Annotated in this window: 1 protein-coding gene; it reads left to right on the forward strand. The window is 68.9% G+C overall.

Going from position 1 to position 876, the window contains the following annotated elements; translation table 11 throughout:
- The first annotated feature begins 278 nt into the window (after nt 1-278).
- Complete coding sequence (locus ADK60_RS23800) at nt 279-716, forward strand: PhlB family protein (RefSeq protein WP_052709767.1); 438 nt, start codon at nt 279-281, stop codon at nt 714-716.
- The last annotated feature ends 160 nt before the right edge of the window (nt 717-876 follow it).

The following is an 876-nucleotide window of genomic DNA, read 5'->3' on the forward strand; positions in this document are numbered from 1 at the left end:
ACCTCCGCCGCGAACGGAGCGATCTTCGCCTCCGCCAGCGAACGCACCGCCTCACGGAGCATCCCGTGCTCCTCGGAGATCCGGAAGAGATCGAAGTCCTGGCTCATGAGCGGCCACTCCTGTTTCACGACGTTCACGACGGTACTCAGTACCCTTCATTATGCACGTGCACAAGGAAAAGGGAACTCAGTGCCTTCACAGAGCGGCACTGAGTTCCCTATCCTCTTTTTGGCGGTAGCCGTAGCACCGGGCCCGTACAAACGCAGGGAGATGACACCGTGGTCCACTCAGCCATCGACGCCGACACCGAGAGCGCTCCGCTGTACTTCCAGCGCTGCGACTGGTGCCACAATCCGACCTTCCAGCGGCTGCTCTGCCCCACCTGCGGCTCGACCGAGCTGCGGCTGGAGCGCAGCGAGGGCACCGGGGTGGTGCGGCGGTGCGCCGTCGAGCAGGCCCGTACGCCGCTGGCCCGGCAGAAGTCGCTGATCCGGATGTCCGAGGGCTTCGACGTCTGGTGCATCGTCAGCGGCCTGCGCTCCACCGTGCCGGTGGGCACCCGGGTCCGGCTCAGCGGGGCGGCCGAGGGCGTGGAGCAGCCGGAGCTGACGGTGCTGTCGCCGGAGGAGCCGGAGCGGGTGCCGCCCCTCGAACCGCGGCCGCTGCCGCCGAACCAGGGCGGGTTCACCCAGCACCTGGCGGCGTTCGCGGAGTGACGGCGGCCGCGGCCCTCTCGGGGGCCGCGGCTTTCGGCCGGCCAGCGTGCGGCGAACGGCGAATGGTGAGCTGCGAACTGCGAACTGCGAACGAGAAGGGGCGTGGCACCGAGTACCCCGGGGTACTCGGTGCCACGCCCCTTCTCCTGTCGGTCGGTGT

The organism is Streptomyces sp. XY431, from assembly GCF_001279805.1.
Lineage (GTDB): Bacteria > Actinomycetota > Actinomycetes > Streptomycetales > Streptomycetaceae > Kitasatospora > Kitasatospora purpeofusca.